The 26,773-nt window shown below is 69.2% G+C and carries 22 protein-coding genes; 10 read left to right on the plus strand and 12 right to left on the minus strand.

What is annotated here, in order from left to right; translation table 11 throughout:
- Positions 1 to 75 precede the first annotated feature (75 nt).
- The 8 genes from BKE41_RS24365 to BKE41_RS24400 all read right to left on the minus strand — a co-directional run bounded on the left by BKE41_RS24365 (position 76) and on the right by BKE41_RS24400 (position 9,406).
- Positions 76 to 1,098: an ABC transporter ATP-binding protein gene (locus BKE41_RS24365; RefSeq protein WP_071000199.1), complete on the minus strand. Its 1,023-nt coding sequence runs from the start codon at positions 1,096 to 1,098 to the stop codon at positions 76 to 78.
- A complete protein-coding gene (locus BKE41_RS24370; protein ID WP_071000200.1) occupies positions 1,095 to 2,090 on the minus strand; it encodes an ABC transporter ATP-binding protein in 996 nt (331 codons plus the stop codon). The genes BKE41_RS24365 and BKE41_RS24370 overlap by 4 nt, the downstream gene beginning before the upstream one ends.
- 3 nt (positions 2,091 to 2,093) lie before the next feature.
- Positions 2,094 to 3,014 carry an ABC transporter permease gene (locus BKE41_RS24375; protein WP_024828594.1) on the minus strand — a complete coding sequence of 307 codons (921 nt, stop codon included), beginning with the start codon at positions 3,012 to 3,014 and terminating at the stop codon, positions 2,094 to 2,096.
- The gene (locus BKE41_RS24380) at positions 3,011 to 3,994 is read right to left on the minus strand and encodes an ABC transporter permease (protein ID WP_012321675.1); all 984 of its coding nucleotides are present in this window, start codon (positions 3,992 to 3,994) and stop codon (positions 3,011 to 3,013) included. Before BKE41_RS24380 ends, BKE41_RS24375 begins: the two co-directional genes overlap by 4 nt.
- Positions 3,991 to 5,610, minus strand: coding sequence for an ABC transporter substrate-binding protein (locus tag BKE41_RS24385; RefSeq protein ID WP_071000201.1), 1,620 nt, complete (start codon positions 5,608 to 5,610; stop codon positions 3,991 to 3,993). The genes BKE41_RS24380 and BKE41_RS24385 overlap by 4 nt, the downstream gene beginning before the upstream one ends.
- A complete protein-coding gene (locus BKE41_RS24390; protein WP_053620601.1) occupies positions 5,601 to 6,593 on the minus strand; it encodes a GTP-binding protein in 993 nt (330 codons plus the stop codon). Before BKE41_RS24390 ends, BKE41_RS24385 begins: the two co-directional genes overlap by 10 nt.
- Positions 6,590 to 8,227, minus strand: coding sequence for an amidohydrolase (locus BKE41_RS24395; protein ID WP_024828592.1), 1,638 nt, complete (start codon positions 8,225 to 8,227; stop codon positions 6,590 to 6,592). Before BKE41_RS24395 ends, BKE41_RS24390 begins: the two co-directional genes overlap by 4 nt.
- Before the next feature lie 318 nt (positions 8,228 to 8,545).
- Positions 8,546 to 9,406 (minus strand): LysR family transcriptional regulator, encoded by an 861-nt coding sequence (locus BKE41_RS24400; RefSeq protein WP_012321679.1) that lies wholly within the window; start codon positions 9,404 to 9,406, stop codon positions 8,546 to 8,548.
- Between the two features lie 174 nt (positions 9,407 to 9,580).
- Between BKE41_RS24400 and BKE41_RS24405 the strand changes: the two genes are divergently transcribed.
- The 4 genes from BKE41_RS24405 (at position 9,581) to BKE41_RS24420 (ending at position 13,409) form a co-directional block, all read left to right on the plus strand.
- Positions 9,581 to 10,465 carry an NAD(P)-dependent oxidoreductase gene (locus BKE41_RS24405; RefSeq protein ID WP_012321680.1) on the plus strand — a complete coding sequence of 295 codons (885 nt, stop codon included), beginning with the start codon at positions 9,581 to 9,583 and terminating at the stop codon, positions 10,463 to 10,465.
- Positions 10,466 to 10,515: 50 nt separating this feature from the next.
- Positions 10,516 to 11,364: an alpha/beta hydrolase gene (locus BKE41_RS24410; RefSeq protein ID WP_012321681.1), complete on the plus strand. Its 849-nt coding sequence runs from the start codon at positions 10,516 to 10,518 to the stop codon at positions 11,362 to 11,364.
- Between the two features lie 67 nt (positions 11,365 to 11,431).
- Positions 11,432 to 11,962: a VOC family protein gene (locus tag BKE41_RS24415; protein ID WP_012321682.1), complete on the plus strand. Its 531-nt coding sequence runs from the start codon at positions 11,432 to 11,434 to the stop codon at positions 11,960 to 11,962.
- 643 nt (positions 11,963 to 12,605) lie between these two features.
- A complete protein-coding gene (locus BKE41_RS24420) occupies positions 12,606 to 13,409 on the plus strand; it encodes a L,D-transpeptidase (protein ID WP_071000202.1) in 804 nt (267 codons plus the stop codon).
- A 326-nt stretch (positions 13,410 to 13,735) separates the two neighbouring features.
- Here BKE41_RS24420 and BKE41_RS24425 read toward each other — a convergent pair whose 3' ends face one another.
- Positions 13,736 to 15,634, minus strand: coding sequence for a S9 family peptidase (locus BKE41_RS24425; protein ID WP_071000203.1), 1,899 nt, complete (start codon positions 15,632 to 15,634; stop codon positions 13,736 to 13,738).
- Positions 15,635 to 16,189: 555 nt separating this feature from the next.
- On the opposite strand from BKE41_RS24425, the gene BKE41_RS24430 reads away from it, so the two are divergent.
- Positions 16,190 to 16,594, plus strand: a complete 405-nt coding sequence (locus BKE41_RS24430; RefSeq protein WP_012321685.1) for a hypothetical protein — start codon at positions 16,190 to 16,192, stop codon at positions 16,592 to 16,594.
- Between the two features lie 411 nt (positions 16,595 to 17,005).
- Here BKE41_RS24430 and BKE41_RS24440 read toward each other — a convergent pair whose 3' ends face one another.
- Positions 17,006 to 17,806: a pentapeptide repeat-containing protein gene (locus BKE41_RS24440; protein WP_029359903.1), complete on the minus strand. Its 801-nt coding sequence runs from the start codon at positions 17,804 to 17,806 to the stop codon at positions 17,006 to 17,008.
- A 187-nt stretch (positions 17,807 to 17,993) separates the two neighbouring features.
- Here BKE41_RS24440 and BKE41_RS24445 point away from each other — a divergent pair, with 187 nt between their 5' ends.
- A complete protein-coding gene (locus BKE41_RS24445; protein WP_012321687.1) occupies positions 17,994 to 18,668 on the plus strand; it encodes a Crp/Fnr family transcriptional regulator in 675 nt (224 codons plus the stop codon).
- A gap of 188 nt (positions 18,669 to 18,856) precedes the next feature.
- On the opposite strand, the gene BKE41_RS24450 is transcribed toward BKE41_RS24445, so the two are convergent.
- Positions 18,857 to 19,963, minus strand: a complete 1,107-nt coding sequence (locus BKE41_RS24450) for a ring-opening amidohydrolase (protein WP_053620605.1) — start codon at positions 19,961 to 19,963, stop codon at positions 18,857 to 18,859.
- A gap of 387 nt (positions 19,964 to 20,350) precedes the next feature.
- Here BKE41_RS24450 and BKE41_RS24455 point away from each other — a divergent pair, with 387 nt between their 5' ends.
- The 4 genes from BKE41_RS24455 (at position 20,351) to BKE41_RS24470 (ending at position 24,947) form a co-directional block, all read left to right on the plus strand.
- Positions 20,351 to 20,908 (plus strand): MarR family transcriptional regulator, encoded by a 558-nt coding sequence (locus BKE41_RS24455; RefSeq protein WP_012321689.1) that lies wholly within the window; start codon positions 20,351 to 20,353, stop codon positions 20,906 to 20,908.
- Positions 20,909 to 20,963: 55 nt separating this feature from the next.
- Complete coding sequence (locus BKE41_RS24460; RefSeq protein ID WP_029359904.1) at positions 20,964 to 21,683, plus strand: DUF4166 domain-containing protein; 720 nt, start codon at positions 20,964 to 20,966, stop codon at positions 21,681 to 21,683.
- Positions 21,680 to 23,341 carry an SDR family oxidoreductase gene (locus BKE41_RS24465; RefSeq protein ID WP_071000204.1) on the plus strand — a complete coding sequence of 554 codons (1,662 nt, stop codon included), beginning with the start codon at positions 21,680 to 21,682 and terminating at the stop codon, positions 23,339 to 23,341. The genes BKE41_RS24460 and BKE41_RS24465 overlap by 4 nt, the downstream gene beginning before the upstream one ends.
- Positions 23,342 to 23,735: 394 nt before the next feature.
- Entirely contained in the window at positions 23,736 to 24,947 is a 1,212-nt protein-coding gene (locus tag BKE41_RS24470; protein ID WP_029359906.1) for an acyl-CoA dehydrogenase family protein, read from the plus strand.
- A 531-nt stretch (positions 24,948 to 25,478) separates the two neighbouring features.
- Here the strand turns inward: BKE41_RS24470 and BKE41_RS31290 are convergent.
- On the minus strand, positions 25,479 to 25,946 hold the full coding sequence (locus BKE41_RS31290) for a hypothetical protein (protein ID WP_139342547.1): 468 nt from the start codon (positions 25,944 to 25,946) through the stop codon (positions 25,479 to 25,481).
- Positions 25,947 to 26,773: the final 827 nt, after the last annotated feature.

A 26,773-nucleotide genomic window follows, 5' to 3' on the forward strand; every position in this document is an offset into this window, starting at 1 on the left:
CGGCTACAGAACGGATTGAACGGGCCGCCCCGCGCATTCGGGGCGGCCTTTCTCGCACGGGGGAACCCGGTGGGATCAGGCTGCCTGGGCCCGGTCGAAGTCCGGCGCCTCGATCTCGCCGACCCGGTGACAGGCGACGTAGTGGCCCGGGCCGGTCGCCAGCAGGGCGGGATCCTCGGCGCGGCAGCGCTCGACCGCGAACGGGCAGCGCGCAGCGAACCGGCAGCCGGCGGGCGGATCGATCGGGCTCGGCGGCTCGCCGCGCACGAGGTAGCGCGCCTTCAGGGCATCCCGCGCCGGACCGGCCGGTACCGCCGCCGAGATCAGCGACCAGCTGTAGGGATGGCGCGGGGCGGAGAAGAACGTCCGGGTCGGCGCCTGCTCGACGATGCGGCCGAGATACATCACCGCGACCTCGTCGCAGAGATGCTGCACGACGCCGAGGTCGTGCGAGATGAAGATGTAGGCGAGGCCGCGCTCCGCCTGGAGCTTGGCCAGGAGGTTGAGGATCTGCGCCTGGATCGCGACGTCGAGGGCCGAGACCGCCTCGTCGCAGACGATGATGTCGGGCTCGGTCGCCAGCGCCCGGGCGATGCACAGGCGCTGGCGCTGCCCGCCCGAGAACTGGTGCGGGAACAGGCTCCGGGCCTCGGCCGGCAGGCCCACCGCGGCGAACAGCGCGTCGAGCCGCGCCGCCGCCTGCCTGCGCGATAGGCCCTCCAGCAGCCGCAGCGGCTCGGCCACGAGGTCGCCGGCGCAGCGGCGGGGATCGAGCGACGCGAACGGGTCCTGGAAGACCATCTGGATGTGGCGCCGCGCCTGCCGGAGCCGGGCGCCCCGGAGGCCGATTATGTCCTCGCCGCGCAGGACCACCTGACCCGCGGCCGCCGGGACGAGGCGCATGATCCCCTGCGCCGTGGTGGACTTGCCCGAGCCGGATTCGCCGACGATGCCGAAGCTCGCGCCCCGCCGCACGACGAAGCTCACGCCGTCGACGGCGTGGACCCGCCCTCCGCCCGGGACCGGGAAATGGACCTTCAGGTCGTTGACCTGCAGGAGGTCGGCCCCGATCGGGGTCGATGCGGCGTCCGTCGTCATGCTGCGCGGGCCTCCGGGTGCCAGCAGGCCACCGCCCGGGCCGGGCCGGCCTCGGCCAGGGGCGGCTGGGGATTGTCCAGGCAGGTGGCGTCGGCCCGGCCGCACCGGTCCGCGAAGGCGCAGATCGCCGGCCGCCGGCCGAGCGGCGGGACGAGACCCGGGATCTCCCGCAGCATCCCCGCACCCGCATCGGCCGCCGCGCCGAGGCGCAGGTGCGGCGTGCAGCCCATCAGCCCCCGCGTGTAGGGATGCTGCGGCGCGCGCATGACCGACCGGGTGTCGCCCTGCTCGATGCAGCGCCCGGCGTAGAGCACCGCCACGGTGTCGGCGATGTCGGCCACCGCCCCGAGGTCGTGGGTGATCAGCACGATGGCGGTGCCCATCTCGTCCTGCAGGGCCTTCAGCAGGTCGAAGACCTGCGCCTGGACGGTCACGTCGAGGGCCGTGGTCGGCTCGTCGGCGATCAGGAGCTTGGGCCGGCAGGCCAGCGCCATGGCGATCATCACCCGCTGGCGCATGCCGCCGGAGAGTTCGTGCGGGTAGGCGTGCAGGCGCCGCTCGGCCGCCGGGATCTGCACGGCCCTGAGCATCGCCAGCGCCCGCTCCAGGGCGGCGCGGTGCCCGAGCCGCTGGTGCAGCCGCAGCGCCTCGGCGATCTGGTCGCCGACCGTGTAGACCGGGTTCAGGGCCGTCATCGGCTCCTGGAAGATCATCGACAGGGCGCTGCCGCGCAGGGCCCGCAGCCGGGCCGGCTTGGCGGCCGCGATGTCCTCCCCGGCCAGCAGGATCCGGCCGCCGGCGCGGGCGAAGCCCTCCGGCAGCAGGCCCATGATCGCCAGCGCGGTCATGCTCTTGCCGCAGCCGGATTCGCCGACCAGCGCGACGGTGCGGCCGGCCTCGACGGAGAAGCTGAGCCGCTCCAGGACCGGCACGCGGCCGTCCGGCCGCGTCAGGGTCACAGTCAGGTCCTCGACGGCGAGTACGGGGGCCATCGCTCAGCTCCGCTTGCGCAGACGCGGATTGACCGCGTCGTTGACCGCGTCGCCCACGAGGCTGACCCCGAGGACCGCGAGGAAGATCGCCGCGCCGGGCAGCAGCACGGTCCACCACGCCTCCAGGGCGTAGGCGCGGTTCTGCCCGATCATCAGCCCCCAGCTCATCACGTTGGGGTCGCCCAGGCCGAGGAAACTCAAGGCCCCCTCGAACAGCACGGCGGTGCCGATCGCCAGCGTCGCGGAGACCACGATCGGCGGCGCGGCGTTCGGCAGGATCACCCGTCCGATCAGGTAGAGCGGTCCGGCACCGGCCGCCCGGGCCGCCTTGACGAAGTCGAGGCCGCGCAGGCGCAGGAACTCGGCCCGGGTCAACCGGGCGGTGGGCGGCCACGACACGATGCCGATCGCGATCGTGGTGATGGCGATCTTCTGGCCGAACAGGGTGACCAGAACCATCGCGAACAGCAGGGTCGGCAGCACCTGGAAGAACTCGGTGACCTTCATCAGCGCCGCGTCGACCCGGCCGCCGAAGAAGCCCGCGAGCGCCCCGAAGGTCACGCCGATCACCACGGTGATGAGCGCCGCCGAGAACCCGACCAGCAGGGTCGCGCGGCCGCCCTGGAGCAGGGCCGCCAGGATATCCTGACCCAGGTAATCGGTGCCCAGCACCGGGTCGCCGCCGGGTGGCTGGAACGGGGCGCCGACGATCTCGAACGGGTCGACCCCGTAGAGGTGCGGGCCCGCCAGCGCGGCGAACAGCAGGCCGATCAGGATGGCCAGGCCCAGGAGCCCGCTCGGGTTGCGCAGGAACAGGCGCAAGGCGGCGAGGCCGGGATCCGCCGCCGGGCGCGGCATCGGCGGCGCCTCGGATCGCACCGGCTGGGGCCGCACCGCCGGTTCGGCCGCGGCGAGGGCGCTCATGCCGGCCTCCCGGCGCGGATCCGCGGGTCGATCAGGCGGTAGAGGAGGTCGGTGACGAGGTTCGCGGCGATGACCAGCAGCGCCGAGCAGAACAGGATGCCGAGCAGCGTCGGGTAGTCGCGCCGCAGGATCGAGTCGAAAGTCAGCCGGCCGAGCCCCGGCCACGCGAACACGGTCTCGACCAGGATCGCCCCCGCGAAGAGCTGCCCGAACTGGAGCCCGACCATGGTGACGAGGGGGATCAGCGCGTTGCGCAGCGCGTGCTTGCCGATCACGGTCCGCTCCGGCAGGCCCTTGGCCCGGGCGGTGCGGACGTAGTCGGCGTTGAGCGCGTCGATCATGCTGGCGCGCATCAGGCGGCTGTACTGCGCGACGTAGACGATGCCGAGGGTCAGCGCCGGCAGGACCAGGTGGCGGGCGACGTCCAGGGCGTAGGCGAGGCCGTGGCGTGGGGTGGCCACGTCCTCCATCCCGGCGACCGGGAGCACCGGCCACAGGGAGGCGAACACGACCAGCAGCATCAGGCCGGTCCAGAACACCGGAGCGGCGTTGCCGGCGATCGCCACCAGGGAGACGGCGTGACTGACGAGGCCGTTCGGCCTGCGGGCGCCCAGGATCCCGAGGCCGGCCCCGGCCAGCACCGCGAGGGCGAGGGAACTCAGAACCAGCAGCGCGGTGGCCGGCAGACGACCCAGGATCAGGCGCGAGACCGGCTCGTTGAAGTAGAACGAGTAGCCGAGATCCCCCCGCACCACCTTGCCGACATAGGTCGCGAGCTGCTCGGGGAGGCCGCGGTCGAGGCCGTAGCGGGTGCGGATCTCGGCCATGATCTCCGGCGAGGCGCCGCCCATCTCCCCGGCGATGACCTGCGCCGGATCGCCCGGCGCCGCCTGGATCAGCAGGAAGTTCAGCACCACCACGGCGAGCAGCAGGCCGGCGGCGTTCGCCGCCGTCGCGCCGAGCCTGCGCAGGCCCGTCATCGCTCGGCTCCGGCGGCGCCCTGCGCCCAGGCGACCTCGTCGAGGGGCGAGAGCGGCCCCCAGATCGACAGGGGCAGGTTCGTCAGGCGCTTGTCGTAGACCGCCTTGTAGGGGGTGAGGTTGATATAGGCGATCGGCGCCTCGGACACGACGATCTTCTGGAATTCGCTGTAGAGCGCCTTGCGCTTCGCCAGGTCGGTCTCGACCGCGGCGGCGTTCAGCAGCTCGTCGACCTTCGGATTCTTGTACTGCTGCGTGTTCGACCAGATGACGCCCTTGCGGATGTTGGTCGACAGGTAGGTCCGCGCCACGCCGATCACGGGGTCGCCCCAGTTGAAGACGTTGTCCATGGTCAGGTCGAAGTCGGAGTTGGAGACGCGCTGCGCCCAGGTCGGGAAGTCCGGCGCGGCCCGGACCTGGAGGGCGATGCCGATCCGCTTGAGGCCGGCCCGCAGGTACTCGGCGACGTTGCGCTGCTGGTCGTTGTCGTTGGGGATGTAGTCGATGGTGAGCGGGAACCGCGTGCCGTCCGGCCCCTTCTTCAGCCCGGCCTCGTCGAGCAGGGCGTCCGCCTTGGCGATGTCGAGCGTGTAGAGGTCGACGGCCGGCTCGTAGAACGGCGAGCCCGGCACGATCGGGCCAGTGGCGGGTTTCGCCGTGCCGCCGAGCAGCTTGCCGGTGATGAAAGCGCGGTTGGCCGCCAGGGCGATGGCCCGACGGACGCGCACGTCGTCGAGGGGCTTCTTCCCGCAGTTGAAGGCCAGCCAGTTGATCGGGCCGATCCCCTCGAAGCCGCGATCCGTCACCGTCAGGGTCGGCGCCTTGGCGAGGCGCTCGATGTCCCGCACCGAGGAGAGGAACGGCAGCATGCCGATCTCGCGCCGCTCGGTGGCGATGACGAGGCTGTTCTGGTCCGGCAGGATCCGGTAGACGAGCCGCGCCAGCTTGGGCCGCCCGGGGATGAAGAACCGGTCGAACCGCTCGAGCTGGATCGACTCGCCCTGCTTGTACTCGACGAACTTGAACGGGCCCGATCCGACGGGCTTCAGGTTGGCCGGATGGGTCTTGATGTCCTGGCCGTCGCCGTAGACGTGCTTGGGCAGGATCGGCATCAGGCCGGGCGACATGGCCAGCAGCAGCGCCGGGTGCGGGCGCGCGAGCCGGATGATGACCGTGTGGGCGTCGGGGGTCTCGACCGTCGAGACCGGCTCCAGCATGGTCTGGAACGGATGGTTGGCCTTGATCACCCCGATCGAGAAGGCGACATCCTCCGCGGTGAGCGGGTGCCCGTCGTGGAAGACGGCGTCCTCTACGAGGTGGAGCGTCACGCTCAAGTTGTCGGGGGCGATAGTCCAGGATTTCGCCAGATAGGGTTGCGGGTTCCACTGATCGTCGTAGCGCAGCGGGCTCGCGAAGATCTGCGTCGAGACCATCCCGGTGGCGATGCCGGACTGCACGGCGCCGTTGAAGTGGCGCGGCACTTGGTTGGTGCCGATCACCAGCGGCGCGATCGCGTCGTCGGCCAGCGCCTTCGGCAGGTCGAGGATCGGGGCCGTCAGGGGCGCGGCGAGGACCGAGAGGCCGGCGCCGAGGAGCGTGCGTTTGGTCAGGCGCATCGGGTTCGGTCTCCGTGTGGGGTTTGCGGGGGTCGCAGCGCGGCGTCGAGGAGGCCGGCCAGCGCCGGGCCGGCTTCGGGATCGGTCGCCGCGATGCCGACGAGCTCGGCCCCGTCCGGCGCGGGCTCCGGCAGCGGCGACAGGCTCCAGCGGCGCCCGACCATCTGAAGCAGATGCGTCTCGGATCGGCCGGCCAGACCGAGGCGCCCCTTCAGCCGCAGGAGCGAGGCCGGCATACCGGCGAGCGCGCGCTCGAGCCCGACGCGGTCGAACGCGCCCGCGCGCCGGTAGAGCAGGCGCTGGAAGATCTCCTCGTGCGGGACCGCCTCGGCCCGCAGCCCGCTCGATCCCGGCCGGACCCGCTCCGGACCCGCGCCGCTGAGATCGAAGACCGCCGCGGGCAGCGCGGCCGCCACGGTCTCGACCACCGGGACGCCCGGCGCGAGGGCGGTGAGCGTGTCCCGGGCGGCCGCGCGGCCGGACGCGTCCACGAGGTCGCGCTTGTTGAGCACGAGGAGGTCGGCGGCGCGGATCTGGCGGGCGAGCGTGTCGCCCAGGCGCGGGTCGGCGGCGAGGCCGGGCAGGCGCTCGGCATCCGCCAGCACGACGACGCCGCGCAGGACGAGGCCGGGCTCCACCAGGGCGATCTCCGCGATGGCGCCCGGATCGCCGACGCCGCTCGCCTCGATGACGATGTGGTCGAAGGGCTCGGGCTCCGCGAGGACGCGCATCAGCGTGTCGAGGAAGCCGTCGGCGAGGCTGCAGCAGACGCAGCCATTGGTCAGCCGCAGGGTCTGGCCGTCATGGTCCCGGATCAGGCCGGCATCGACGTTGATCGCCCCGAAATCGTTGACCAGCACCGCGTAGCGGCCCTGCGAGCCGGCGAGCAGCCGGTTCAGCAGCGTCGTCTTGCCGGCTCCGAGGAAGCCGCCGACGACCGTGAGCGGGCAGCGCGTCGCGGGCGCGGGAAGCCCGCGCCTCATGCCGGCGGCACCGCGAAGACGCGGCCGCCGAGCACCGTGGCGTGGACCGGGACGTCCTTGAGCGCCTCCGGGGGCACCTCGTACGGGTCCGCGTCGAGCACGGCGAAGTCGGCGAACTTCCCGGCCTCGATGGAGCCGACGCAATGGTCCATCCGCAGGGTGTAGGCGGCCCCCAGCGTCACGGCGTGCAGGGCCTCGGCGACGCTCAGCCGCTCCTCGGGGCCGAGCAGGCGCCCCGACGACGTGGTCCGGTTGACGGCGCACCAGGCGGTGAACAGCGGCCCGAGCGGCGTCACCGGGGCGTCCGAATGGATCGCCAGCGGGATGCCGAGCCGCGCCGCGCTCCCGGCGGCGTCGATCCGGGCCGCCCGTTCCGGTCCCATCGTCAGGTCGTGATGGGCGTCGCCCCAGTAATAGAGGTGGTTCGAGAACAGGTTGAGGCACAGGCCCAGGGCCTTGACCCGCCGCAGCTGCGCCTCGGTCGCCATCTGGCAGTGCTGAAGGGTGTGCCGATGGTCGGGACGGGGATGGGCGATCTGCGCCTTCTCGACCGCGTCGAGGGCCGCCTCGGTGGCCTCGTTGCCGTTGGTGTGGATGTGAAGCTGGATGCCGGCGGCGTGGTAGACGCCGACGATCCGGTCGAGATCCTCGGGGGCGACGTACCAGAGGCCGTTCGGAGCGCCGTTGTGATAGCCCGGCGGCAGGAGCCGGGCGGTGAAGCCCTGGATCGACCCGTCGACGACGATCTTGACGATGCCGAAGCGGAGGCGATCGGTGTTGGCGGCGACGAGGCGGCCGATCCTCGCGACGCCGTCTTCCGGGGGACACGAGACCGAGGCCAGAGCCGGCACGATCCGCACCGGCAGGCCCTCGACGCAGGCGGCGCCGTAGACCGCCACGGTCGCGTCGGTGAGGTCGTTGTGCAGGTCGGCGATGGTGGTGATGCCCTGCAGCTGCGCGGCCGCACCGAACCGGGCCACGTCGGCGGCGTCGAGGGTCCCGCTCATCGGGTTGTAGCCGAGCCCCCGGAACAGGCGCAGCCGGGCGGCGATCCCCTGCAGTTCGCCGGACGGGGTGCCGTCCGGCAGCTTCGGCACGCCGTCGATGGCGGTGGTTTCATCGAAGCCCGCCATCTCCAGGAGCAGGCTGTTGACGTTGGTGATGTGCAGGCTGGCGTGGTGGACCATCACCGGCCGGGTGGTCGAGACCCGGTCGAGGTCGTGCCGGGTCAGGCGCGCGCCGCCGAGATGCAGCGGATCGAAGCCCCAGCCGTAGAGCAGCTGGTCCGGATCGGCGATGGACCGGTCCGCCTCCGAGAGCCGGTCCACGACGGAGCCGATGTCGTGCAGGCCCGGCACGCGGCGCCCGTCCGGGCTGCGGCGGTCGCCGGCGCCGACATAGGTCTGGCGCCAGAGGGTGCCCTCCATCACGTGGGCGTGCCCCTCGACGAAGCCGGGGAGGATGACCTTGTCGGCGAAGCGGCGGTCCGGAACCGCGTCGAGCCCGTCGAACTCGGCCTGCGTCCCGACCATCAGCACGCGCCCGTCTTGCACGGCGATATGCGTCGCGTCCGGCCGCGACGGGTTCATCGTGATGACCCGCCGGGCCTCGAAGAGGGTGATCTCGCTCGGCATGGCTGTCCTCGGCACGGCGCCCAGGATGTCGGCCGTTCGCCCGGGCCGCTAGCGCCAGACGTCGGGGATGAAGGGAGCCAGGGCGCGGCGGTGCCGCTTCAGAGCTTCGGCCTGAGCGGCGATGCGGGGCTGCCGGGGACGACGTGGCCGGTGCGGGCGTCTTCCGGCAACAGGTGGCAGTAGGCGTCAGCGTGGCTTGGCTGTCCTCTGCTCGCGTCAGGACCCGCTCCGGCGTTCCACCGGCGACACCGCGCGCGTCGCGATCAGACGCCTCGGCTCAAGCCCTCCGGCAGCCTTGATCGCTCTCCCGGCGACCCATCATACGGTCGCGTTCCCGAGATGGTCCGATACGGTCGAGACGAACGCACGAAGACGCCGAAGACGCCGTAGATCCCGGTGGTATCCCACCCAGATATCTCGCGCTGGCGGTTGCGTCGGCAGGTCCAGCCTGCGGATACCCGGGATCTGCGTGCCGACGACGCGGGGCAGGACCGCGATGCCGACGCCTTGCCTGCACATGCGCCCTTGGACGTTGCGGTTGTTCGAGCGCAGGACCGGTCTTGCGTTGGGGAAAGTCTCGATGAGCCACGCGATGTCCGGGAAGTGACCCGTCGATGTCTCGTGGGTGATCAGCCGGAAACCCGTGCCATCGCCGTATCTGGGGTCAGGTGATTCCTCGGCGATGTAGACGCCATACTCGAGCCTGAAGAGTCGCCGCTGGACCACATCGGCGGTGTTGAACGGCACGATACGGAAAGCGAGGTCGGCCTCCCGCTGGGCGAGGTTGAACAGGCGCGTGCCGGTCAGGATCTCGACGTCGACATGGGGGTAGGCCCTCGAGAAGTCCGCCAGGATGGGAGGCAGGACATAGGCCCCGAACCAGTCCGCCGATGAGATGCGGAGACTGCCCTTGAGGTTCTGCTCCTGCCCTGCGAGCCGGCGCTCCATGGCCAGCGCGCCTTCTTCCATCTGCTCCGCCAGCGCGATGATCCCGTGACCCTCTTCGGTCAGAACGAGACCGTCCGCAGTCCGCTGGAAGAGCGTGTGACCGATCGCCTGCTCAAGCGCGCGCAGACGCCGGCCGACGGTGGGATGGCTTGTCTGAAGAGACCGCGCGGCGCCGCCGAGCGTGCCGGATCGCGCGATAGCGAGAAAGATTCTGACGTCACTCCATTCCATCGCGGCACCCACACAAAACTGAACGCTAGGAATACAGTTCTGTCACTTCAAGAACGATTCTGACCATCTAGGTTGCTGCCGATATCTGAGGGCGCGGGTCTCAGCCCGATGATCGCTCAACAGCCTGCGTCCGATCCCGCGCACGGCCCTCGTCCGAACGGCAGGAGATAGATCATGCAGATCGGGTTCATCGGTCTCGGCAGTATGGGTTCAGCCATGGCCCTGAACTTGGTGAAGGCAGGCCATGAGGTGCGGGCCTGGAACCGTAGCAGGATCGTCCAGGATCGCGTTCCCGGAATAACGCTGGTCCCGGTCGCGGCTGATGCATTCCAGGCTGACGCAGTCTTCACGATGCTGTCCGACGATCCTGCCATTCGAGAAGTCATCCTCGATGCCGGTCTGCTCGCAAAGGCGCGTCCAGGGCTGACCCATGTCATCACATCGACGATCTCGGTCGCTCTCGCGCGAGAGCTGGAGGTGCTGCACGAGAAGGTTGCCCTCGGCTATGTGTCCGCGCCCGTGCTCGGGCGGCCGAACGTAGCGGCGAGCGGCCAGCTCAACATCCTGGCAGCCGGGAAGGCCGATGCGGTTGCCGCGATCGAGCCGTTGCTCGCTTCGATCGGCAAGAGAGTCTGGAAGTTGGGGGAGGATCCGGCGCGCGCGAACGCCGCCAAGATCGCCTGCAACATGATGATCGCCATGGCGATCGAGGCGATGGCTGAGGGTGTCGTGCTGACCGAGAGCGTGGGCTTGGACCGCGCGGACTTCTTCGAGCTCATCCTGGGCACCCTTTTCTCGGGCCGTGCCTACGAGAGCTACAGCGCGCAGATCACGGACCGATCGTTCGAGCCCGGCTTCAAAGCCAAGCTCGCGCTCAAGGACATGCGCCTGGCGGTCGAGGCCGGCAACCAGATCGGACGCACGCTCCCGATGCTTGAGGCTGTCCGAGAAGGACTCGCCAACGCTGTCTCAGCGGGCCTCGGCGAGAAGGACTGGTCGATCATGGCCGACATGACGGTTCGTAACATCGCGACCGCCACCGATTCCGGCGAGCGCTGAGCGCCGGCCGCGAGCTCTGTCCGAACTTCAACATCGTGTGGAATGCGATCATGATCGCGACTTTGAAGGGATTTACCCAGCAGTCGATGCCGGTGAATGGCATCAAGATCAACGCCGTCACAGGGGGCTCAGGCCCGCCGATCCTTCTGCTTCACGGCTGGCCGGAAACATGGTGGGAATGGCACCACGTGATGCCGCTGCTGGCCGAGCGTTTCAGCGTGGTGGCCATGGACCTGCGCGGCGCGGGCTTTTCCGACTGCCCGCTCGGCGGCTACGACAAGGCGACGATGGCGCGCGACGCGCACGAAGTCATGGTCGCCCTCGGACACGAACGCTATGCCGTGTGCGGACACGACATCGGCGGCATGGTGGCGTTGCCGCAGGCGGCCCTTCATCGAAGGGCTGTCACGCATCTCGCCGTCCTCGACGTGCCGCTTCCCGGCTGGACCGAGTGGGAGGCGACGACCGCGAGGCTCTGGCATTTCAGCTTCCATGTGAACCGGGATCTGCCCGAGCGTCTGATCCATGGCCGCGAATATGACTATGTATCGGCCTTCATGGCTGAGCGGTTCTACGACCACAGCACCTTCAATCCGGCGGACATCGAGATCTACGCGAAAGCGATGGCGCTTCCTGGCCGCACCCGCGGCGGCATGGAATGGTATCGCACCCTCGCCGCCGACCATGCGGCCGCGCTCGAGTACAAGAAGCAGCCGCTCGAAATACCGGTGCTGGGTCTCGGCGGCGATCAGCGTTTCGGTGCGGAGATGGTGCCGATGCTCAAGGAATTCGCGATCAACGTGACCGGCGGCTCGATCGCGCGGTGCAGCCACTATGTCGCGGATGAGCGGCCGAACGAAGTCGCGGCCGCTCTGATCGATTTCCTCGAGGCCGATTGAGGTTCTGCTCCCGCGCCCGTGTCGCCAGGGCGAATCGCGGTTGATCAATCAAGAAGGGAACACTGTCATGACGGCACCTGTCACGCGCGGGGTCAATCATATCGGCATCACGGTGCCCGACATCGAAGCGGCAAAGTCGTTTCTGGTGGAAGCTCTCGGCGCCCGAGTGATCTACCAGTCCTTCGGACCGCAGGATCCACCGCGGCAGGGGCCCGAGTTCGAGCGGGCCGTCGGCGCATACCCAGGAACGGTCGTGCGCGGGCAGGCGATGGTCAAGATCGGAACCGGACCCGATATCGAGCTCTTCGAAATGCACGGCCCCGAGCAAGCCCAGCCGGTCCGAGCGAGCGACTTCGGCATCACGCACTTCGGTCTCTACACCGACGACATCGACGCCTCGGTCGAGCGCTTCGAGAGAGCCGGGGGGACCCCTCTCACCGCGCCACGCGTCATTCCCTATGCAACCGAGAAAGGTCCGGGAAACAAGGTCTGCTACTGCCGTATGCCCTGGGGCACGACGGTAGAATTCATCACCACGCCGGACCGCATGGCCTATCATGACCAAACTGATCTGCGCCGATGGCAAGACGAGGAGTGAGTAGGAGAGAAGGCGGCTCGCATCAGCAGCGGCTTCCACGATCGTCGGTGTCGTTGAAGCGACGCGCGCATCGATCCTGGGGGGCGCCCGGGCGCGACGGCCTGTGCGTAGAGCCACGGCCTGCGGATCTGCGCTGTGAACGCCGTGGGCGCCGGCCGGCCATTCTCACCCTGCGGCAGCCCGCTACCGGTGAGCACCGCCGCTGTGATCTGGTGGGCGGCTCGTGTGACGGTCACGGCAGACAACGGCTCAGCGCGAGGGCCGTTAGCCCGGCTCCAAGCTCGAAGCCTCCATCCTGCTCGCCCCCTCCCGGCCCTCTGCGCTCAGTCGGCACGGCGAGGCTGAGACTGCATCAGGCCTCAATGTCGGCCATCGAGGCCGCGATGATCCGCCTGTTGCCGAGCCTGCCCGCCGGTTGCTCGAAAGGACCGGTTCATGTGCAAGTGGTGCAGGCGGATACGGGCCGAATCGCAATTTATGCGGATCATGTAAGTTGATGCTCCCACTCCATTGCGAAGATATGGTCGGGTGATAGATCGACGCTCGCATCATTCGAAGAAACGATCTCAGAAAATCGGCCTATAGCTTCGTGATCGCTGCGACTCCGGCGCCAAGGTGCCGGCTGTCGAAGAAGCATGACGCGATGACAGGAGACGACTGCGAAGCCATGATGCCTGATCTCTGCAATGGTCTGCGCTCGGCCCGTGCCCGAGCGCTGCGCGGCGCTTCCGTGCTGTCGCTCACGCTGCTGGCGGCGGGCTGCATGGCGACCGATCGTGATGTTGGGGCGATCGCGAGCGTCGCGCCGGTGCACCCGAGCTTCCTCGCCATGTACGCGGCGAAGCCCGCCGAACGCTTCCCGCTGCCGGCGACCGACATCAGCGCGGTCGATCCGCGCTACTTCCGCCAGGAGGTCGCATACCCGCGCAGCGAGCCGCCGGGTACCGTGGTCGTCGATCCGGGCAACAAGTTTCTCTACCTCGTACGCGAGAACGGCAGGGCCCTGCGTTACGGGGTGGGTGTCGGCAAGGCCGGTCTCGCGTGGAACGGGACCGCCGAGATCAAGCGCAAAGCGGAATGGCCGCGCTGGACGCCGACCGCCGACATGATCCGGCGCGAGCCCGAGCGCAACGGCCCTTGGCGCAACGGCATGGCGCCGGGCCTGACGAACCCGCTCGGCCCGCGCGCGCTCTACCTGTTCGACGGCGATCGGGACACCCTCTACCGCATTCACGGCACGACCGAGCCGCAAACCATCGGCACGAACGTCTCGTCCGGTTGCATCCGGATGTTTAACCAGGACATCATCAACCTCTACGAGCGCGTGCCCGTGAATACGAAGGTCGTGGTGCTGCGGCCCGACGCGCACGTCGAGCCGCTAGAGGCCTTCGCGACAGCGCGCGAAGAAGAGGGGCCTGGACATCTCAGTGCCGTTCCGAAGCCTTGATGATGCAGGGATACATTACGTATCCGAAAGCCGTCATTCTTGAGGAGGAAGGTTCGCTCTTGCACCGATCCTCCTTCGTGAGCGCCCGCCACACCGATCGTCCCGTCGACTGCTCGCTTCCCTGATACACCTCGGCATCTCCGCTCCTGAGCGAAGCGCGTCGGACCACAGCTGGCCGGGTGGGTCGTTCTCTGCCCGTCCGCTCCGGCTCGGCGGTGAGCCGTGAGCGGACACACGATGGTTCAGTCAACCGCTCGGGCCCTCGCGAGGGATCCGGCGATGCCGTTGAGACCATCGCCGGCCTCGGTGACGGCTCGGCGGCGCGATCAGAGGATTTGCATGCTGCTGCGCTCCCGGGTCACGGGATCGTCCGGCTCACAGCGGCCGCCAAGATGCGCAGCCAGGAACGCCTCGGCCTGGGCATAGAAGCTGAGAGTGTTCTCCGGCCGCTCGAACCCGTGTCCCTCGTCGGGGAACAGCAGATAGGTGACAGGGATGGCCTTGCTGCGCAGGGCCGCGACCATCTGGTCGCTCTCTGCCCGCTTCACCCGCGGATCGTTGGCGCCCTGCGCGATCATGAGCGGCCGGCGAATGCGGTCCGCCTGATGAAGCGGCGAGCGATCTCGCAGGCGTGCCAGGCCCTCGGCGGTGTCCGGGTCGCCGATCATCCGCTTCAACTGATGGCGGCCCGCCTCCCAGTAAGGAGGAATCGTCTCTAGTAAGGTCTCCAAGTTCGACGGTCCGACGATGTCGACACCGCAGGCGTAGAGATCCGGGTTTCGGGTGAGCCCGACGAGGGTAGCGTAGCCGCCGTAGGACGCGCCGTAGATGGCGATCCGGTTCGGATCGATGGGCAGGTTATCCTTGGCCCAAGTCACGGCCTCGATGAGGTCGTCGTCCATCCGCCGCCCCCACTCACCCTCGGCGGCGTTGACGAACGCCTTCCCGAATCCGGCAGAGCCGCGGAAGTTGACGCTGAGCGCAGCGTAACCGCGATTGGCAAGCCATTGATGCTCCCGGTTGCAACCGAACTCGTCACGGGCCGTGGGGCCGCCGTGGACGACGAGCACGAGCGGAACGCGCTCACTCGGGCCCGCGCGTTCCGGCAGGGTCGCGTACGAGATCAAGTTCAGCCCGTCCCGGGTCGGGATCGTGTGCGGCTCCATCGGACGGAGACCTGCCGCTGCCAGCTCCGGCGAGCTTGGCGGCAGCCGCGTGAGCGTGCGGTTCGGCCGGTCGAACACGAAGACCTCGCCCGGGGAGACGTCGGAATAGGTCCCGACGAGCCAGATGTCGTCGGCCTCGGTGCGACCGACCACGACGGGGTTCTCGAGGCCTTGATCTGCCAGCCACGCGAAATCGCCGGCGCGCGGATCGACCGTATGGAACTCGCGAACGAGGTAGGAGACGCCGTAGCCCAGGATCTCCTGCGTCTCGGCGTCGGTGAAGGTCTCGGTGATGTCGGCCCGCGGGTCGCTCGCAATCAGGGTCCGCTCACCCGTGGCGAGGGTGATCGCGCTGAGCGCGGCGGTGTCGCGACCGCGGCTGTCGGCCATGTAGAGGATCGACCCATCGGCGCTCAGGTGGAGCGGGAACGTGGTGCGTGCATCCTCGCGGGGGATGGTCTGCCACGGCTGCCAGTCCTCGGGCGCGGGTGGCCCCTCGGCGCGTGCATTGCGCAGCAGGTGCATCTCGCCGTTCGGGTGCAGGGCGACCGCGAGGGTCGGCCGGAACGCCGCGTCGACCATGATGTCGGCAAAGCCGGGATTGTCAGCGAGCTTGCGCCGCTCGCCTGTTGCCGGGTTGATCGCGTATAGATCGTGAAACCGCGGATCCCGGTCGTTGAGATAGACCATGATCATGTCGCGGATCTTGCGACTCACACCGCCGAGGTTCGCCTTCACATCGGGTTCGGGCGTCAGGTTGCGCACGCTCCCGTCGGCGATGTTCAGCGCGTAGAGGCGGGTGTTTTCGTCGCCGTCAGTGTCCTGGCCGTAGACAAGATGCGTCGCACCCATCGTCCAGCAGTAGGCGGTGACGCCGCGGCCCTGATCGAAGGTCAGCTGCCGAGCGCGGTCGGGAGTCGCGCGCGGCGCGATGAAAATGTTCATCACCCCATTGGCGGGTGCGACCCAGGTCAACCACTCGCCGTCCGGGCTGATTTGCCGAAAGGCACGCTCGGGATTTCCGAACAGGATGCGCCGTGGGATCAGATCGCCTTGCATTTGAGAGCCTTCGATGGAGGAAGAGGGATTTGTTCTCGACCGGTAAATAGAGATCTACTGTACGCTGAGGTGAGGATAATCGTGTGGCGATTGTGGCGCGGCCCGTCGGTGCGATTTGTTTCATTGGGTGATGGTTTAAATTCTCGCACCGAATTCGGTCGACGCGAGTAGTCAGATAAACTGGGCGCCGTTGCGAGGCCGTAAAATCGTTGATTCACCATGCGATCGCCATCAGGCCGGCGCGGAAGCAACGTCGAGGGATAGGAGACGTCTTCCTGGGCGGAGAAGCGAACGACACGGCCGCGGCTGCTCGCAGGCCCGTTTCAAGCCAGCTGAATGGCGGGATCGGGCCGCATCGAAAACAGCCGATCGAGCTCCATCGGCAGGATCCTGGGAATCGGAGAACCGGACCGCTCATGCGTCGTGAGCAGCGGCCGGCTTGTGCTGCACGTCACCGCAATCCCTGGAAGAGCGCCTACAATCCTACACAGTTCGGCAGGCCAGCGTAAATTCGGATCGGCTAGATGCCAGCTGAAAGGCAGAAGGTGTTGGGCCGTGAAGAACCTGCTCGCAGCCGCCATATTGCTCGGATCGACGGTCGGCGCGACGGCGGTCGAGTCATATGGGGACTATCGTGACTACTTCGATACGAAGTCTGTGACTGTGAAGCGCGCGCCGAGCAGAGGTTTCAAGAAGACGGCTCCTGTCGACATCGCCGCTGACCTGAACGCCGTGCGACGCCCCACCAAGGGCAACCGCGGCGGGATGTACCGCTACGACCATGGGTCCAGGCTGATCGCCGATATGAGGCCTCGCAACTGGGACGGTGGGTATGTTCCCGTGCAGCCGCGCAGTTGGTCGCCGGACGGCTTCTGGGGGCCGATCGACTACTCACACGAGGGTCGCGAAATGAACCAGCACTCATACCAGGTTCGGGGACGGCGCGACCGCGCCTGGTGATGCCGCACCCTCGAGGGTGCGATAGACGCTGCGGCGTGAGATCTTGGGCGCGCGGGCGATGGCGGTTGGCCGCGCCCGCGCCGCTCGACGGCCGCGGATCTCCTCCTGGAGCGTGGATCACGGCCGGCCCCTGATCGAAGGGGTCGGTCGGCAGCGGGAGGACCGCTCAGGGTGGATTTCCGTCGGTCCGCTTCTGCGCGACACGGGCGCCGAAGCGGACATCTCCCTGACGATCCAACCCGGTCAGCGGCGGGTAGTCAGGTTTGTCAGCCAGTCTGGTGAGGCGTCGACCGGGATAGTCTCCGCAGACTTGTCGTAGCCCGTGGCGGTCATCGGGCCGATGGCCACGACGGACAGCGCGAGGCCGGCGGGGAGGGCGCCGACCAGGTGGGGTCCGCGGCGACGGGCGGCTCAGTTCGAAGCCTGGGTGACGGCGCGGTCGACGTTCACGCGCTCGGTCCAGTCCTTGGCCTCGGACTGACCCTTGAGGTCGATCAACCGGGCGCCGCTGACGTCGACGTTCTTGAAGTCCGCGCCCGTCACCGTAGCGCCGGTCAGGTTGGCGCCCGACAAATCCGAGCCTATCAGCACCACGTCGGTGAGGTCGGCGTCCTTCAGGTTGGCATACTCGAGGCGCGACCGGCCGAGGTCGGCTCCCTTGAGGTTCGCGCCCGCCAGGTTCACCGATGTGAACACCGCCCGCATCAGGCCCATGGACTGGTTCTTGATGTCGGCTCCGCCCTTGAGGTCGACCAGCGTCGCGCCGCTCATGTTGGCGCCCTTGAAGTCGCCGATGGGCATGGAGCGGCTGAGGTCGGCGCCGCTGAGGTCGGCGTCCCGCGCCGTGATGCCGAACATCTTCGCGTCCGCGAGCTTGGCGCCGGCCAGGTCGGCCTTCAGGAACCACGCCTGTTCGAGGTTTGCCCCGCTGAGGTCGGCGCCGCGCAGGTTGGCCCTGTTCAGGCGCGCCGTCCGCAGGTTGGCGCCCCGCAGGTTCAGCCCGGAAAGGTCGAGGCCGGACAGGGACCTGTCGTGCAGATCGACGGGCTTGCCGTCCGCGCCCTCGATCAGCGCCTCGACGTCGGCGCGACTCATGTCGGCCTTGGTCATGGCGGGCGAGGACATGTCCGCCCCGAGCAGGAGGTCCTGTTCGGCCGCGGCGGGGCCGGCGGCGACGGCAGCGAGCGTGAGGCTGAGGGCGAGGCGGCGCATCGGTTCACTCCCGGCGGGTGCCGCACATGGCGGGCGCCCTTATCGTGTTCGGTGTGGTCGGATGCTATGCCGACCCGCTGCGCCCGGTCGGTGACCCAGGTCACACAAGTCCGGCGCGGCGGGAGAAGAACGCGACGCTAGCCGGACGATCAGCCCGTCGTCATGGCCGGGGGGGACGACGCCAGCCATGACGGATGCTCAGAAGGTCGAGCGTTGGATCGACCGGTTCCCGCTTCTTCGGGCGCTCAGCCCGGCGCACCTCCAGATCGCCCGGGGAACCGTGCACTTCCCGGTGCTGGACGCGGGCGCCATCGCCTACGAACTGGATGGCGAGTGCGCCAACTACCTGATGTGCCTGGAGGGTCGCACGCGCATCTTCCGCATGTCGGAGGGCGGGCGCGAGGTGCTGATCTACAAGGTCGGTCCCGGCGGCACGTGTGCCCTGACCACGCAGTGCCTGCTGTCCGGCGGCACGTTCCCGGCGCAGAGCGTCGCCGAGGAGAGGACCGAGTTGGCGGCGCTGCCGGTGAGCACGTTCCAGCACCTGATGGGCGAGAGCGCCGCTTTCCGCAGCTTCGTCATGGACGATTACACGCGGCTGATGTCCGGCCTGTTCACGCTGATCGATGAGGTCGCTTTCGCACCGCTGAAGCAGCGCCTCGTGCAGCGGCTCCTGGCCGAGTCCGAGCCGCGGGGTATCGCCGCGGTAACCCATCAGAAGCTTGCCGACGATGTCGGCAGCGTGCGGGAGGTGGTGAGCCGGATCCTGGCGCAGTGGGCTGAGGCGGGCCTCATCGAGCTTCGCCGGGGCGCGGTCGAGATCGTCGACCGCGCCAGCCTGGCGGCCGCCGGCCGCCGATGACCTGCGCGGTCACGGAAGGCGGTGTCGGCAGGTATGTCTAGGGCGAGGTCGCGGCTGTCAGCGCGATGGCCAGCACCAGGCGTTGCAACATCGAAAGGTCATGCCGTCTGTCTTCGCGCAGGATCGGCTCCGACCTCCTGGCGCTCGCACGTCCGCTGATCGGATTTCTGCGGTTCCGGGGCGCCGCTTCAGTCCCTCACGCGGGCGATGACCGCGACCGGGCCGCCACCGTCTGGCCCCTGATGCTCGGCGCCGCCGGAGACGAACAGGTCCGTCCGGCCGATTGCGGCGGCGGCCACCCCGCCGACCAGGGCGCGGGCGTGCCGGGTGGCGTTGATGTCGCTGTCGTCGTTCATGATGTGGCGCCGTCCCCGGATCAGGCCGTCATGGGAAGGCTCGGCCTTGACGAGCAGGGCGATCACGCGCTCCGACTCCTGACGCGACAACGGCCCCGCTTCCGGGAAGCCGAGGTCGCTGAGGACCCCCAGTATCGCGGGCAGGTCGATACCGTCGTCCATGACCCGGTGGGCGATGGCGAGCGGGCCGGTCCAGCCTGGGGCGTTTCCGAGCACGATGATCTCGTTGCGCATCAGCTCGATCCCCGCCGAGGCACTGGCGCGGCCGGAAAAGAGATCGCGCCGGGTGCCGATGGCGGGATCCGTGAGCTGTTCGCGATCGACCTCCCCGAGGGCGAGGGCGATGCCGAGCGCCGAGGCGCCCCGGGACAGGCCCATCGAGGCGTAGGTGTCGTGCGTGGCGACGCCGTGGCCCCGGGCGGCCGCGTCGGCGATCCGGGCGCTCGTCAGAAGCGGGCACTTCACCTGCACGAGATGCACGTCGGCGGGATCGGTGAGCCCCGCCTCTGCCATGGCCCGGCCGACCGCCGCCGCGGTCGCCTCGACCTGCGACATCCGGCCGATCTCCTCCGGCCGGAACGCGTGGGTGAAGGCCGTGCCGATGGCGAGCGCCTTCCGCTCCGGCGCCGCGGGTCCTTCACGCCGGGCGAGGATGAGGAAATGCGGCGACAGCCCGCCTTCGGTGCCGCCGGACATGACGAGGGCGATCCGGGCTCCGGCCTCCGCCGGCGTGCAGCCGAGTGCGGAGGCGAGCGCGGTCTCCAGAGCCATCACCGCGAGTTGCCGGGTGAAGTCATTCACGCAGCCATTGCCCTCGGTCTTGCCGAAGATCGCGACGATCTCGGGCGCACCCACCGTCCCGGAGGTGACGAGGTCCATCACCCCGGAAACGTCGGCGGGATGCTGCGCGGGCACGCGGAAGACGAGGCATTCGGGCATGAGGAACCGGGCGCAAAGAGGAGTGCGGCCCCGCTAGGCACGAACCGGACCAGCGTCGGAGAATCCGGGGAGCGCCGCTAGGCGTTCCTCTCGGCTGCGGACGATCCGGCACCGCCCCGACGGGACGACATGGCTGGCGGAGGCCCGGTCCCGGACTCGCCGCGGAGGCACGCCGCCGAGCGCCACGGGGTCGTGAGACGGTGACGGAGTCGTCCGGCACGCGCCTGGTCCCCAGCGTAAGCGCCCGAGCCGGGACCGGCGGGGGTCCGGGGACGCGCCGATCCTGCCGTGACTCTCCGGGGCTGCGGTTCCGGGCCGAGCCGCGGCATCGGCTTCCCCCGGTCCCACCGCTTGACATGGGCGTCACTTAGGTCTGTTATTTCTGTCATGACAGAAATAACAGATGCAACGCGTCCCCTGCCCGCCGCGGTCGAGCGCTTCGTACTGCACTGGGGTGACCTGGGCGGCCAGTGGGGCGTGAACCGCTCCGTCGCGCAGATCCACGCGCTCCTCTACCTCTCCGAGCGTCCTCTCACCGCCGAGGACATCGCCGGCCTGCTCGGCATCGCGCGCTCGAACGTCTCGAACTCGCTGCGCGAGCTGCTCGGCTGGAACCTGATCCGCCGCGTGCCGGTGATGGGCGAGCGCCGCGACCACTTCGTCGCCGAGACCGACCTCTGGGAGATGGTCACGCGCATCGCCGCCGGCCGCAAGGAGCGGGAGATCGATCCCGCCCTCGCGGCCCTGCGCGCCTGCGTCGCCGAGGCGAACGCGGACCCGGCCCTCGGGGCGGTCGCCAAGCGGCGCCTGCAAGCGATGCTCGACTTCACCGAGTCGATGGAGCGCTGGTACGGCCAGATGCTCAACGTGCCCCGCGGGACGCTGGCCAAGCTGATCCGGATGGGCGCCCGGATCGTGAAGTTCCTGCCGGCCAAGACCGAGTGACGGTCCGAGGATCGCGCTCAGAGAGCCCGAACGATCGAGGAATCAGGTGACCGCGATGGGAAGCGTCCGTCGAGCCGATGCTGGGCCGTCCCGCGAGACCCGCACCGCGCCGTCGTTCGACGGGCCGGGCGACCTCCTCGACCTGCGCTTCCGGACGCTGATCCCGGAACGCGCGTGGGCGAGCCTGTCGCCGGCGGTGCGCCGACGCTTCGGCAAGCGCCTGGCGCAGGGGGCGAGCGCGGTCTATGTCGGCCACGTCGTCGCGATGCGCGTCAGCCGCCTCGGCTGGCTCGTCGCGCAGGCGACGCGCCTCGTCGGCGCCCCGCTCCCCCTGGAGCGCGGGACCGGCCGTGCCGGCGTCGTCACCGTCACCGAGGATCCGGACGGGGGCGGTCAGATCTGGACGCGGCTGTACGCGCGCGCCTCCGGCTTCCCGCAGGTGATCCACTCGGCCAAGCGCTTCGCTGGCCCCACCGGCCTGGAGGAGCACGTCGGCGCCGGCGTCGGTATGACCCTGACCGTCGCGGTCGCGGACGGGGCGCTGGTGTTTCGCAGCCACCGCTACTTCATCGACTGCCTCGGGCTCCGCCTGCACCTGCCGGGCTGGCTCACCCCCGGTGCGATCACCGTCACGCATGCCGATGCTGCCCCGGACGCGACGGCGGACGCCTTCCGCTTCATCCTCGACATCGTCCATCCCTGGTTCGGGCGGTTGATCCGCCAGGAAGCGATCTTCCAGGACGCTGAGCCGGCAGCGCAGGAGGGCGGGGCGTGAGCACGATCCTGATCTTCGGCGGTTATGGCGGCTTCGGTGCGCGCCTGTCGCGCCGGCTCGCGGCCGCCGGGCACGCGGTCGTCGTCGCCGGCCGGCGCCTCGCGCGCGCCGAGGCGTTCTGCGCGGCCCATCCGCCGTGCCGACCCCTCCAGGCCGACCGCGGCGGGGCGGTCGCGCCCGTGCTGGAGCGCGTCCGTCCCGACCTCGTCATCGACGCGGCCGGTCCGTTCCAGGGCAGCGGCTACGAGCTGCCCCGGGCCTGCATCGCCGCGGCGATCCCTTATCTCGATCTCGCGGACGGCCGCGCGTTCGTGGCCGGCATCGGCGAGCTGGACGACGCCGCGCGAGCGGCCGGCGTCGCGATCCTGGCCGGCGCGTCGAGCGTCCCGGCCCTGTCCGGTGCCGCCGCGCGGCGCTTGGCCCAGGGGATGGACGCTGTCAGCGCCGTCGAGATCGCCATCAGCGCCTCAAACCGCGCGACCGCCGGAACGTCGGTCGCCGCGGCCATCCTGAGCTACGTGGGCAGGCCGATCCGGCTCTGGCGCGGGCAGCGCTGGTCGGTGGCCATCGGCTGGCAGGAGTTGCGGCGCGAACGCTTCGCCCTGTCTGACGGCTCCTCCCTCGGCCGCCGCTGGCTGGCGCTGGCAGACGTCCCGGACCTCGAACTCCTGCCCGGTCGGCTTCCTGGCCGGCCGGCGGTCAGCTTCAGGGCCGGGACCGATCGCGCGCTGCAGGTGATCGGCCTCTGGTGTGCGAGCTGGCCGGTGCGCTGGCGCTGGATCCCCTCCTTGCAGACGCTCGCGGGCGGTCTCCTCCTGGCGCAGCAGCTGACCGCCCGCCGGGGCTCGGATCGGTCCGGCATGGTCGTCCGGATGTTCGGCTCGGCCGATGGGCGCCGCGTCGAGCGGTGCTGGACGCTCCTCGCGGCCGACGGTCACGGCCCGGAGATCCCCGTGCTGCCGGCGGCGATCCTCGCCGAGCGGATCCTGGCCGGCTCGATCGCCCCCGGCGCGCGCGACGCCGGGACCCTGCTCGATCTGACGGATTTCGAGCCGATCTTCGCGGGCCTGTCGATCCGTCACGACGTGCGGGAGTCGGTCCAGGCCGATGCGCTCTACGCGACCGTCATGGGGCCGCGCTTCGCCAAGCTCGCCCCGCGCGTCGCGGCCCTGCACGGCGTCCTGCGCGAGGCAGGGGCGCATGGTCGCGCCGTCGTGACGCGCGGCCGTCACCCGATCGCGCGAGCCCTCGCCGCGCTGCTCGGGTTTCCGGCCACGGGCGAACATGCCGTCCACGTCGGCTTCAGCGAGAGGCACGGAGTGGAACGCTGGACGCGGACGTTCTCCGGTCGCCGGTTCGCGAGCGCGTTCTTCGAAGAGCGCGGCTGCGTGGTCGAACGGTTCGGCCCGTTCCGCTTCCGGTTCCACCTCGCGAGCGACGGCGATGGGCTGCGCATGGTGCTGCGCGGCTGGTCGGTTGCCCGCCTGCCGCTTCCGCTGGCCTTCGTACCCCGCGCCTCCGCCCGCGAGTGGCAAGAGGCCGAGCTGTTCCACTTCGACGTATCGATCGTCCTGCCACTCGTCGGGCTGATGGTCCACTACGCGGGCTGGTTGGCTACCGACGACCGCGCGGGCGAGCGTTCCGGCTTCGCGGCATGAGTCGACACGCGCTCCGTCCCGGAGACTGCGGGCGGCCCGCGGTGCGCGCGGGAGGAGCTCTCGGGATCTCCGGGTGCCGACGCTCTGCCGCGGGCTCGAGCTGTCCGGGCGCCATCGGGATCGCGCCGTCTCGGACGCGGACCTCCGAGGGACGTCGGACCTGATCGCGATCCCGAGATCGCGCCCCCGTATCATCCAAGCATCATCGCGGCGGATCGGCCCCGCGCCTAGATCAAGGGCCGCCGCGATGGCGCGCTCGAGTATGTCAGATCCGATCGACGTCCCAGCTGCCAGAGTTCCAGGTTACAACCGTAACCGAATGATCTTCCGAACGACACGAAATGGATCGATTGCCGAATCTAATATGCATCTCGGACGGATGAGAGGTCTGAGAATGAACGTCGTAGCATCCTCGCCTGCCCCTGCCGCGAGGGCCGGAGATCCGGACGCGGCGCTGCTCGCGACTGTCGAGACACTTCGGCCTCTGATCGCGGAGCACCGGTCGGCCTTGGCTGTCGGACCGGACCTGCCGGAGCCGGTCGCGGAGGCGCTCGTCGAGGCCGGTCTCACACAACTCTGGCTCCCCCGGGGCCTGGGCGGTCCTGAGACCCATCCGCTGCGCGTTCTCGCCGCCATCGAGGCCTTGGCGGAACTCGACGGTTCGGTTGCCTGGTGCGCCGCGATCTCGTCCGGGGGCGCGTCACGCTTCGCCGACCTCATCGATCGGGACGCGATGCGCGCGCTCATGCCCGCCGGCAAGAAGTTCGCGGGCAGCGGCAGCGGCCAGCCGACGGGAACGGCGGTTCGCGACGGGGCCGGCTGGCGGATCAACGGACGCTGGTCCTGGGCGAGCTTCTGCCGCTTCAGCTCGGTCTCGGCACTGATGTGTCTCGAGATCGAAGGGGGACAACCGAAACTCGACGCGCACGGGCGGCCGTCTGTGCGGGGCGTCTTCATGGCCTCGAAGGACGTCGAGGTCGTCGGCAACTGGAACGCCGGTGGGCTGCGGTCCAGCGGGAGTCACGACGTCGTCTGCACCGACATCTGGGTGCCGGACGCGCGGACAGTCGACGGCGCGCGCATCATGATGCCGCACGATAGGGAGCCGCTCTACATGCTGCCGATGGCATCGGCGGCCGCGATTGCCGCCGCCGGCGTTCCGCTGGGACTCGCTCGGGCCTCGATCGACGCGTTGATCGATCTCGCGCAGACGAAGACGCCGCATGGCGGCAAGGTGCCCTTGCGACTTCGCGAGGACGTTCAGGTCGCGGTCGCGCGCGCGGAGACGAGTCTCGGCGCCGCCCGCGCCTTCGCCCGCGATACGGTCTCCGGTCTCTGGTCTGAAGCCGAGAACGGCCGCCCGGTCACCCCCGCGTGGCAGGCCAAGATTCGGCAGGCCTGCTGGTACGCAGGCCACGTCGGGAAGCAGGTGGTCACGAGCATGTACGAAGCGGCGGGCAGTTCCGCCGTTCTCGAGGCGCTGCCGTTCGCGCGCCAGTTGCGCGATGTGTACGCGACCTGCCAGCACATGCAGTATCAGGACCGCATGCTCGTGCCGCCTGGCCGTATCCTCCTGAGCCTCGAGGCCGACGCACCTTTCATCTAGATAGAAGCGACAGATCCTTTCTGAATAGTGGGAAGACGCGCGGGTTTCGGCGGCGCCGGGAGCGCGCGGTCCCCTTTTCCCGTCGCGGCATCCGCGCCGGCCAGACATCGGGGTCGCCGCTCAGTGAAATCGGCGCGCCCGCTTCCGGCTGGCGGATGCCTTCGTGCGGACATAGCCGCGGGAGCCGATCACGACGCTTAGGGAGCTGTGAGGACGTTCGGAGCCGGGTCGGACGCTGCCGAAGTCCTACGCCTTGTCGCTGGCATCCGGCAGGTCGCGGAGACGCTCTGCTTCAGCGGTCAGCACCGCGACGGAGCGCTGACGCTCTTGGGGTCACGTACCGCAGCGAATGCGCTCAGGAGCGCCGCAATAGCCTTCTGCATCGCGTCGCTGTCGGAGGATGGAGATCCTGCCTGATCGTATAAGGAGGCGACAGGCACACCGAGCTCAGCGGCAATCCGCTGGACGAGGCGGGCGGTGGGTATCTCGCGTTCCATCACAAACCTATGCCATCGCGACGCCACGCTGGCCCTAGTTCATGACCACGCCCGCAGCCTTGGGGCTGACCTGCGTAGCGAGATGGCGGCCGACGAGCATGAGGGCGTTCGCGAACAATGCTCGTCCGTCATCGTCGCCCACGGCGCTCGCAGTTTTGAAGGCCGCGATCAGGTCGTCGGTCATCTCTTCGAGATCGCTCTCGTCGCGCCCGAGTATGGATATCGCTCTGAGCACAGCATCGGATGGCGCTGGTTCGGATCCGTTCTGGTTGGCTGGCTCAGCGCGCAGCGATGCACGGTGGAGACGCACTGCCTTGAGCGTCTCCTGAGTATGGTCAGATACTTCCTTCAGTTCTCGCCGTATCGCTGAAAGACGCTGCTGTAATGCAAGACTGACCGCCTGCAACTCCCGGGCACGGGTTATGGTCGCTTCAACCGAAGCCCGGAGTTGTGAGAAGCGAGTTTCGATTTCAACCATTGCGCGGTTCCTGCGCGCCTTCATGCAACTCCTAGAATGAGTCGTCAAATTCGCTCATCGAGCGGTGGCTGCTTCGAGGCGAACATTCGAGGCCCGCTTGTTACCCCTGTCCGAGTTGCCGGGCAGCCGACGAGTGTCCGCTTCTGGGCAGCGCCAATGCTCGTCCGTATGGCTGGCACGGGTCCGCAGGAGCGATCCGCCTCTTCCAGAGGATCTGCTTCGAAGCGGTCATCCGCTTGCGGCCGAGGCTGTGTCGAGAGTCCCTCCCGAGACAGACTTTCGGCCTTGCCTGCGGAGGCCAGCACGGGGCGGTTCGTCGAAGGACAGGACCGTCGGCAGTCCTGGTTGTCGCCCAGTCCGTTGGATGACGACGTCACCGCCGGCAATCCGGTTCGGGTGATCGAGGTCTTCATCGAGGAACGCGATCTGGGCGTCCCGGCTTCACCCGCTTCGAGCCCGCGGCGACGGGACGGCCTGCCTATGATCCGGCCACGCTTCCGCAGCTCCACCTCTACGGCCATCTCAACCGAGTGCCGTCGACCCCGCGAGCCTCATCTCGTCGTGGCCCATGAGGTCGTCCACGAGGGCCCGACCGGACCCAACTCCTCGCCTACAACGTGAATCGGATGATCCGCCTGTTCGGCACAACCTGGCTCATCCAGGCCGTTCGAGCCTGACCTGGCCGACCGCGCCGCCGTCATCGTCCTGCCGAGCGACGCTGCCGGCCACGAGCAACGCGTTCTGACACGGCCTCGGTCGCTTCCGGAACGGCAGTTCGGGGGGACTCCTGCCCGTCCGCTTCGAGAGTTCGGATGCACCGAGGCGGACGTAGCCGTGGCAGCCGTCCGCGA

The sequence above is a fragment of the Methylobacterium sp. C1 genome, assembly GCF_001854385.1.
GTDB lineage: Bacteria > Pseudomonadota > Alphaproteobacteria > Rhizobiales > Beijerinckiaceae > Methylobacterium > Methylobacterium radiotolerans.